Genomic DNA, 8,448 nt, shown 5'->3' on the forward strand with positions numbered 1-8,448 from the left:
GGGCGGCCGGGCGGTCAGGAGCGGGATGGCCGGGGTGCGGGGCGGCGGGGGCGAGGGCGGTCGGGGCAAGAGATGATCAGGGCAAGAGGTGGTCGGGAGTGGGGTGGCGGCGCGGCGTGGTCGGGTGACGACACGTCGCCATCGCGACCTGGAGATCGGATAGCGTCGGGTCATGCCCGACAGCGGTTACCCCTGGCCCATCGAGACGACCCGACTGGACAACGGCCTGCGCGTGGTGGTGAGCGAGGACCGCACCGCCCCGGCGGTCGCGGTCAACCTCTGGTACGACGTGGGCTCCCGCCACGAGCCGGCGGGCCAGACCGGCTTCGCCCACCTCTTCGAGCACCTGATGTTCGAGGGCTCGGTCAACGTCGCCAAGACCGAACACATGAAACTGATCCAGGGTTCCGGTGGCTCACTCAACGCCACCACCAACCCGGACCGCACGAACTACTTCGAGACCGTCCCGGCCGAGCATCTGGAACTGGCCCTGTGGCTGGAGGCCGACCGGATGGGCGGTCTGGTCCCCGCGCTGACCCAGCACACCCTGGACAACCAGCGGGACGTGGTCAAGAACGAGCGTCGACAGCGCTACGAGAACGTCCCGTACGGCGACGCGTGGCTGCGGCTGCTCCCGCTGCTCTATCCGCCGGGGCACCCTTACCACCACGCGACGATCGGGTCGATGGCCGACCTGAACGCCGCCGACCTGGCCACCTTCCAGGCGTTCCACCAGACCTACTACGCGCCGGACAACGCCGTGCTCACCGTGGTCGGCGACGCCACCGCCGCCGAGGTGTTCGCGCTGGCGCAGCGGTACTTCGGGGCGATCCCGGCCCGTGGGGACATCCCCGCCGCGCCGGACGGCCACACCGTCGCCCGCACCGGTCGGCCCGCCGTCGAGACGGTCACCGCCGAGGTGCCGGCCGCCCGGGTGTACGTCGCGCACCGCACCCACCCGTTCGGCAGCCCCGGCTACGACGTGGCCACGGTGGCCGCCACCGTGCTCGGCAGCGGCCGGGGCAGCCGGCTCTACCAGCGGCTCGCCGACGGCGAACGGCTCGCCCAACCGGACCTGGTCGGCGCGTACGGGGTGGATCTGGCGCACGCCCCGGCACCGGTGATCGCCACCGCCACCGCCCGCCCCGGGGTGAGCGCGCAACGGCTCGCCGCAGGGGTCGCCGAGGTGGTCGACGAACTCGCCACCGTGCCGGTCACCGCCACCGAGCTGGACCGGGCCAAGGCGCTGCTCAGCACCGCGTGGTGGCGGCAGATGGCCACGGTGGACGGCCGGGCCGACGCCCTCGGCCGGTACGCCACCCAGTTCGGCGACCCGGCGAAGACCGCCGACCGGCTGCCCGGCTGGCTGTCGGTGACCGCCGGGCAGATCGCCGAGCTGGCCGCCGACCTGCTCACCCCCACCGACCGGGTGACCCTGACCTACCTGCCGGAGGAGACCTCATGACGCTGATCACCACCCGGCCGGGCCCGGGCACCGCCCGCCCGTACCGGTTCCCGACGGTGGTCCGGCGGGACGTCGCCGGTGGCCGGGTGGTCGCCGCGCACCTGCCCGGCCAGAATCTCGCCGTGGCGCTGCTGCTGCTCGACGCGGGCGCCGGCCGGGAACCGGTGGGCAAGGAGGGGCTCGGCGCGGTGCTGGCCAAGGCGTTGGAGGAGGGCACCGCGCACCGGGACGCCACCGGTTTCGCGCTGGCCGTCGAGGGCCTCGGCACCGAACTGGCCACCGGCCTGGACTGGGACACCTTCCAGGTCAGCGTGCAGGTGCCGGTGGACCGCCTCGGCGCGGCCGTGGAGTTGCTCGCCGAGGCGGTGCGGACTCCCCGGCTCGACCCGGACGACGTGCGTCGGGTCCGCGACGACGAGGCGACCGCGTTGCGGATGGACTGGGCCAACCCCGGCCCGCGCGCCGACGCGGTGTTGCGCGCCGACCTGTTCGGTGCGCAGCACCGGTGGGGCCGTCCGCTGTACGGCGACCCCGACTCGGTGGCCGGGCTGGACGTGGAGGACGTCACCGTCTTCCACTCCGAGTGGTTCCTGCGCCCCGGCACCCTGGTCGTCGCCGGTGACCTGGACCGGCTCGACCTGGACGCGTTGGGCGCGGCGGCCTTCGCCGGCACCGGCGGCGGTCCCGTCGAGCGGGGCGGCCCGATCGAGGTGCCGTTGCCCACCGGCCGGCGGATCATCCTGGTGGACCGGCCCGGGTCGGTGCAGTCCACGCTGCGGCTGGGGCACCCGGCGCCGCACCGCGCCCACCCCGACCACGTGCCGATGACGCTCGCCGGCACCGTGCTGGGTGGGGCGTTCACCTCCCGCCTCAATCACCTGATCCGCGAGGTACGCGGCTACACGTACGGCATCCGGGGCGACTTCGCCTCGTCCCGCCGGTTCGGCCGGTTCGCGGTCAGCTCCGGGGTGCAGACGGCGGTGACCGCGCCGGCCCTGGTCGAGGCGGTCGGCGAGATCACCCGTACCCGGGTGGGTGGGGTGACCGAGGACGAGCTGGCGGTGGCCCGGTTCTGGCGGGCGGGCCAGCTCTCGGTCGAGTTGCAGAGCCCGCGGGCGATCGCCTCGGCGTTGACCACCCTGGTCGTGCACGACCTGCCCGACGACTACCACGCCCGGTTGCGGGAGGCGTTGCTCGCCGCCGACGTGGCGCAGGTCTCCGCCGCTGCCGCCACCCACCTGCACCCGGAGGCGTTGACCCTGGTCATCGAGGGCGACGCGGCACTGATCCGCGACGAACTGGTCGCCTCCGGCCTCGGCGAGGTGACCGACCACGTCGGTTGACCGGCCGTCGGTGCCCGGGGCGGTGTGATTCCGGTCGCGTCGCCCCGGGCGGGCCGGGCCCGGCCGGCGGCGCGGATGCTGCGGCCGGACGGCCCGGTCGCGGCCGATCCTGCGGGAGTTCGGGGCGTACCGTCGGGTGGTTTGCGGTCCGGTGGCCGGCCGGGGCGGCGGCCCGACGGGCGGGCGGTGACCCGGGCGGTGGGAAACGTTTCCCGCCGTGGGCCTGCGGCTGGGTAGCCTCGCGGGCATGAGGATCGGCATTGTGGGAGCCACCGGCCAGGTCGGTGGGGTCATGCGGCAGGTGCTGGCGGAACGCGAGTTCCCGGCGGAGCAGGTGCGGTTGTTCGCCTCGGCCCGGTCGGCCGGGCGCACTCTGCCCTGGCGGGACGGCGAGGTCGCGGTGGAGGACGCGGCGACCGCCGACTACTCCGGGCTGGACATCGTGCTCTTCTCCGCCGGCAAGGGCACCGCGAAGGAACTGGCCCCCCGGGTCGCCGCGACCGGCGCGGTGGTGATCGACAACTCGTCGGCGTTCCGCACCGACCCGCAGGTGCCGCTGGTCGTCGCCGAGGTCAACCCGCACGCGCTCGCCGACCGGCCGAAGGGCATCGTCGCCAACCCGAACTGCACCACGATGGCCGCGATGCCGGTGCTGCGCCCGCTGCACGACGAGGCCGGGCTGATCAGCCTGGTCGTCGCCACCTACCAGGCGGTCTCCGGGGCCGGCCTGGCCGGGGTCGCCGAGCTGGACGAGCAGGTCCGCAAGGTCGTCGAGGGGGCCACCGCACTGGCCCACGACGGGTCGGCCGTGGAGTTCCCCGCGCCGCGCTCCTTCGCCCGGCCGATCGCCTTCAACGTGCTCCCGCTGGCCGGTTCGATCGTCGACGACGGCTCGTTCGAGACCGACGAGGAGCAGAAGCTGCGCCACGAGAGCCGCAAGATCCTGGAGATCCCCGAGCTGAAGGTCTCCGGCACCTGCGTCCGGGTGCCCGTGTTCACCGGCCACTCGTTGCAGATCAACGCCCGGTTCGCCCGGCCGATCACCCCGCAGCGGGCCCGGGAGCTGCTCGACGGTGCGCCCGGGGTGGCCCTGTCGGACATCCCGACGCCGTTGCAGGCGGCCGGCCAGGACCCGACCTTCGTCGGCCGGCTGCGCGCCGACGAGACCGTCGAGCACGGCCTGGCGCTGTTCTGCGCCAACGACAACCTGCGCAAGGGCGCCGCGTTGAACGCGGTGCAGCTCGCCGAGCTGGTCGCCGCCGAGCTGCGTTGACGGTCGCGGAGCTGGACTGACGGTCGCCGGGCTGCGCTGGTGGTCGCGGAGCTGGACTGACGGTCGCCGGGCTGGACTGACGGCTGCCGGGCTGCGCTGAGCGGGGTGTTACCTGCTCGGGGCCGGCGGGTAGACCGCCGTGCCGACACCGAGAGGGGAGCACCATGACAACGGTCGGAGAGTTCATGACGACCCGGTTGGTGACGATGGACGGCAACGACACCCTCGCCGCCGCCGCGCAGGAGATGCGGGACAGCGCCATCGGTGACGTGGTGGTGACCAACGGTGATGACGTGGTGGGGATCGTGACGGACCGGGACATCACGGTCCGGGGGGTGGCCCAGGATCTGGACCCGAACCGGACCCGGCTCAGCGAGATCACCAGCCGGGACGTGATCACGGTCAGCCAGTACGACGACGCGGTCGCCGCCGCCGACCTGATGCGCACCTACGCCGTACGCCGGCTGCCGGTGGTGGACGACGGTCGGCTGGTGGGCCTGGTGTCGATGGGTGATCTCGCGGTGGAGCGGGAACCCCAGTCGGTGCTCGCGGACATCAGCGCCGACGACCCCAACAACTGACCTGCCGCCACGGCCACGACGCCGGCCCCCGGGAACCTCCGGGGGCCGGCGTCGTCGCTGTCTACGGGTGCCGCTGGCCGCCCTCCGCCGGGTGGGGCCGGGCCGGCCGCCGGGCGGGTCCTCACCCGATCCGGGCGAGGTTGGCGGCGGGCCCGGCGGGCACCCGGTGCGGGTACTGGCAGGCGCATGGACGACGGGGGAGAGGGCCCGATGGTGGACGCGACCACGAGGTTCTTCGAGAGCCTGGACCGGCGGGAGCACGAGCCGCTGCTGAACAAGGCGGTCGGGACGCTGCGCTTCGATCTGCACGAGGGGGCGCAGACCACCCACTGGCTGCTCCGGGTGGACCGGGGAGACCTGACGGTCAGCCAGGAGGACCGGGAGGCGGACACCGTCGTCGGCACCACTCCGGCGCTGTTCGAGGAGATGGCCGCCGGCCGGGAGAACGGCCTGGCGGCGGTGCTGCGCGGCGACATGACGGTGACCGGTGACGCCCGGCTGGTGGTCCAGATCGAGCGGATCTTCCCGGGCTCCCCGGACGCCCGGGGGCCCCGCGGCCGCCACCAGCGGGAGGTGCGGTGATGGGACAGAGCAACACGATCCGGATCCTGGACGGCAACACGTTCGTCGTCTCGGAGGAGACCGGTGACATCGAGGCGACGCCGAGCGAGCCGACCGGCCTGTTCTCCCTGGACATGCGGTTCCTGTCCCGCTGGGTGCTGACGGTCAACGGGGAACGGCTCAACGCGCTGTCCTACGACGACCTCCAGTACTACGAGGCGCGGTTCTTCCTGGTGCCCGGGATGGCCACCCACTACGTCGACGCCAAGCTGTCGATCATCCGGGAACGCGCGGTCGGCGGTAGCTTCCGCGAACAGTTGACCATCCTCAACCACGACGAGAAGGCGGTCGACCTGGAGGTCCGGATGGATGCCGGGGCCGACTTCGCCGACCTCTTCCAGGTCAAGGACGAGATCCTCAACAAGAAGGGCGAGCTGTACGCCGAGGCCGAGTCCGACCGGCTGCGGTTGGGCTACCGGCGGGGCAACTTCGTGCGGGAGACGGTCATCTCGTCGTCCCGGCCGGCCCGCTACGACCGCAACGGTTTCGTGTACTCGGTGCACCTGGAGCCCAACGAGCAGTGGAACGCCGAGATCGACGTGCAGACCTTCGCGCTCGGCCCCGGGGGCCGGGACCTGCGGCTGGGGGTGACGGCGCACGGCCACGAGCGGCTCGCCCTCCAGCACGACCTGGAGGAGTGGATCGCCAAGGCCCCCAAGGTCAACAGCGAGCACGACAAGTTGGCCGCCATCTACCGGCGCAGCCTGGTCGACCTGGCGGCGCTGCGGTTCGCGCCGCTGTCGCTGGGCGGCCAGACCCTGCCCGCCGCCGGCCTGCCCTGGTTCATGACCATGTTCGGGCGGGACAGCATCCTGACCTGCCTACAGGTGCTGCCGTTCGCCCCGGAACTGTCCAAGACCACGCTGCGGATCCTGGCGTCGCTGCAGGGCAGCCGGTTCGACGATTTCCGCGACGAGGACCCGGGCCGCATCCTGCACGAGATGCGCTACGGCGAGACGGCCGCGTTCGAGGAGCAGCCGCACTCGCCCTACTACGGCTCGGTGGACGCCACCCCGCTGTTCGTGGTGCTGCTCGACGAGTACGAGCGGTGGAGCGGTGACGTCGCGCTGGTCAAAGAGCTGGAACGGGAGTGCCGGGCCGCGCTGAAGTGGATCGACGACTACGCCGACCTGGCCGGCAACGGCTACATCTGGTACGAGCGGCGTAACACCGAGACCGGCCTGGAGAACCAGTGCTGGAAAGACTCCTGGGACTCCATCTCGTACGCCGACGGCAGCCTGCCACCGTTCCCCCGGGCCACCTGCGAGGTGCAGGGGTACGCGTACGACGCGAAGCTGCGGGCGGCCCGGATGGCCCGGGAGTTCTGGGGTGACCCGGCGTTCGCCGACCGGCTGGAGCAGGAGGCGGCGGCGCTGAAGGAACGCTTCAACCGGGACTGGTGGGTGGCCGACGGGGAGTTCTACGCGCTGGCCCTGGACCCGGACGGCCGACAGTGCGACGTGCTCAGCTCCAACATCGGGCACCTGCTGTGGAGCGGGATCGTCGACCACGACCGGGCCGAGAAGATCGCCGAGCACATGGTCGGGCCCCGGCTGTTCACCGGGTGGGGGGTGCGGACCCTCGCCGAGGGGGAGGTGCGGTACAACCCGATCGGCTACCACAACGGCACGATCTGGCCGTTCGACAACTCCTTCATCGCCTGGGGCCTGCGCCGGTACGGCTTCGCCGAGGAGGCCGCCACCATCGCCAGCGGCATCCTCGACGCGGCGACGTACTTCGACGGGCGGCTGCCCGAGGCGTTCGGCGGCTATCCCCGGGAGCAGACCAAGTTCCCGGTCGAGTACCCGACGGCGTGCAGCCCGCAGGCCTGGTCGACGGGGGCGCCGCTGCTGCTGCTGCGCACCATGCTCGGGTTGGAGCCGCACGAGGGGCACCTGGCGGTGGAGCCGGTGCTGCCGGTCGGGATGGGCCGCATCGAGGTGCTGGACATCCCGGGTCGGTGGGGGCGGGTGGACGCCTTCGCCCGGGGCCGCCTCGACCTGGACAGGCTGGCCGACTGACCGGGGTTCCGCCCGTCGGCCGGGGTCGGCCGGGGGTCCCGCTACGGCGGCTCCGTCCGACGGTCGCGCAACCCTCGCGGGGTAAAGTCACCGGATGCCGGAACTCGTGTACCCGCCCGTGATCACCGCTGCCAAGACGCTGTTCCGGGTCCTCGACCTGCGCCTGACCGTCGACGGGAACCACCACGTCCCCCGGACCGGTGGGGTGGTGCTGGCCAGCAACCACGTCAGTTACCTCGACTTCATCTTCTGCGGGTACGGGGCGCACGCCTCCCGGCGGTTGGTGCGGTTCATGGCCAAGCACGAGGTCTTCGCGCACAAGGTCTCCGGCCCGCTGATGCGCGGCATGAAGCACATTCCGGTCAACCGGTCGGCGGGCGTCGGCTCGTACAACACGGCGGTGGACGCGTTGCGTCGCGGCGAGGCGGTCGGTCTCTTCCCGGAGGGCACGATCAGCCGCTCGTTCACCGTCAAGGAGCTGAAGAGCGGGGCGGCCCGGATGGCGCAGGCGGCGGAGGTGCCGCTGGTGCCGGTGGCGCTGTGGGGCACCCAGCGGCTGTGGACCAAGGGGCGGCCGAAGACCCTGACCCGGCGGCACACCCCGATCACCATCCTGCTCGGCGAGCCGATGGACCCGGGTGCGTACCCGGACGCCAACGCGATGACGGCGGAGCTGAAGACCCGGCTGTCCGCGTTGGTCGACCGGGCCCAGCAGGAGTACCCGGACAAGCCGTCCGGCCCGGACGACACCTGGTGGCAGCCGGCCCACCTGGGCGGGACCGCGCCCAACCTGCAGGAGGCCGCCGAACTGGACCGCCGCCCCCGCCGCTCGACCGCCTCCTGACTGCGGTCGCCTTCCCTGCCCGGTCTCCCTGCCGCTCGGCCGTTTCTCGGACGGTCGTCCTGCCCCTCGGCCCTTCCCAGACGGTCGTCCTGGCCGTTCTTCCTGCCGCCGTTCGGGTGGGCCTCGTGACCACCGTTAGCTGCCGCTGCCGCTGCCGCTGCCGCTGCCGCTGCCGCTGCCGCCGCAGGCGCAGGTGCGGCGCGGGCGGTGCTGGGGGTGCGGCGCGGGCGGTGCTGGGGGTGCGGCGCGGGCGGTGCTGGGGGTGCGGCGCGGGCGGTGCTGGGGGTGCGGCGCGGGCGG

General features: G+C 72.9%; 7 protein-coding genes. All 7 read left to right on the forward strand.

Annotated features, from left to right (window positions below):
• Positions 1-172 precede the first annotated feature (172 nt).
• The 7 genes from JQN83_RS19105 to JQN83_RS19135 all read left to right on the forward strand — a co-directional run bounded on the left by JQN83_RS19105 (position 173) and on the right by JQN83_RS19135 (position 8,148).
• Positions 173-1,465 carry a M16 family metallopeptidase gene (locus tag JQN83_RS19105; RefSeq protein ID WP_208568483.1) on the forward strand — a complete coding sequence of 431 codons (1,293 nt, stop codon included), beginning with the start codon at positions 173-175 and terminating at the stop codon, positions 1,463-1,465.
• Positions 1,462-2,808 carry a M16 family metallopeptidase gene (locus JQN83_RS19110; RefSeq protein ID WP_208568484.1) on the forward strand — a complete coding sequence of 449 codons (1,347 nt, stop codon included), beginning with the start codon at positions 1,462-1,464 and terminating at the stop codon, positions 2,806-2,808. The genes JQN83_RS19105 and JQN83_RS19110 overlap by 4 nt, the downstream gene beginning before the upstream one ends.
• Positions 2,809-3,055: 247 nt before the next feature.
• Entirely contained in the window at positions 3,056-4,081 is a 1,026-nt protein-coding gene (locus tag JQN83_RS19115) for an aspartate-semialdehyde dehydrogenase (protein ID WP_208568485.1), read from the forward strand.
• A 164-nt stretch (positions 4,082-4,245) separates the two neighbouring features.
• Positions 4,246-4,662 carry a CBS domain-containing protein gene (locus JQN83_RS19120; RefSeq protein WP_208568486.1) on the forward strand — a complete coding sequence of 139 codons (417 nt, stop codon included), beginning with the start codon at positions 4,246-4,248 and terminating at the stop codon, positions 4,660-4,662.
• 210 nt (positions 4,663-4,872) lie between these two features.
• Positions 4,873-5,244, forward strand: coding sequence for an SCP2 sterol-binding domain-containing protein (locus tag JQN83_RS19125; RefSeq protein WP_208568487.1), 372 nt, complete (start codon positions 4,873-4,875; stop codon positions 5,242-5,244).
• On the forward strand, positions 5,244-7,304 hold the full coding sequence (locus tag JQN83_RS19130) for an amylo-alpha-1,6-glucosidase (RefSeq protein ID WP_208568488.1): 2,061 nt from the start codon (positions 5,244-5,246) through the stop codon (positions 7,302-7,304). The genes JQN83_RS19125 and JQN83_RS19130 overlap by 1 nt, the downstream gene beginning before the upstream one ends.
• 94 nt (positions 7,305-7,398) lie before the next feature.
• The gene (locus tag JQN83_RS19135; RefSeq protein ID WP_208568489.1) at positions 7,399-8,148 is read left to right on the forward strand and encodes a lysophospholipid acyltransferase family protein; all 750 of its coding nucleotides are present in this window, start codon (positions 7,399-7,401) and stop codon (positions 8,146-8,148) included.
• Positions 8,149-8,448 lie beyond the last annotated feature (300 nt).

This window comes from Micromonospora antibiotica, assembly GCF_017599305.1.
In the GTDB taxonomy this organism is placed as follows: Bacteria; Actinomycetota; Actinomycetes; order Mycobacteriales; family Micromonosporaceae; genus Micromonospora; species Micromonospora antibiotica.

Excerpts from the sequence above, each read along its gene's own strand:
- JQN83_RS19105 (WP_208568483.1), top strand. The coding sequence starts at position 173 with ATGCCCGACAGCGGTTACCCCTGGCCCATCGAGACGACCCGACTGGAC.
- JQN83_RS19110 (WP_208568484.1), top strand. The coding sequence starts at position 1,462 with ATGACGCTGATCACCACCCGGCCGGGCCCGGGCACCGCCCGCCCGTAC.
- JQN83_RS19115 (WP_208568485.1), top strand. The coding sequence starts at position 3,056 with ATGAGGATCGGCATTGTGGGAGCCACCGGCCAGGTCGGTGGGGTCATG.
- JQN83_RS19120 (WP_208568486.1), top strand. The coding sequence starts at position 4,246 with ATGACAACGGTCGGAGAGTTCATGACGACCCGGTTGGTGACGATGGAC.
- JQN83_RS19125 (WP_208568487.1), top strand. The coding sequence starts at position 4,873 with ATGGTGGACGCGACCACGAGGTTCTTCGAGAGCCTGGACCGGCGGGAG.
- JQN83_RS19130 (WP_208568488.1), top strand. The coding sequence starts at position 5,244 with ATGGGACAGAGCAACACGATCCGGATCCTGGACGGCAACACGTTCGTC.
- JQN83_RS19135 (WP_208568489.1), top strand. The coding sequence starts at position 7,399 with ATGCCGGAACTCGTGTACCCGCCCGTGATCACCGCTGCCAAGACGCTG.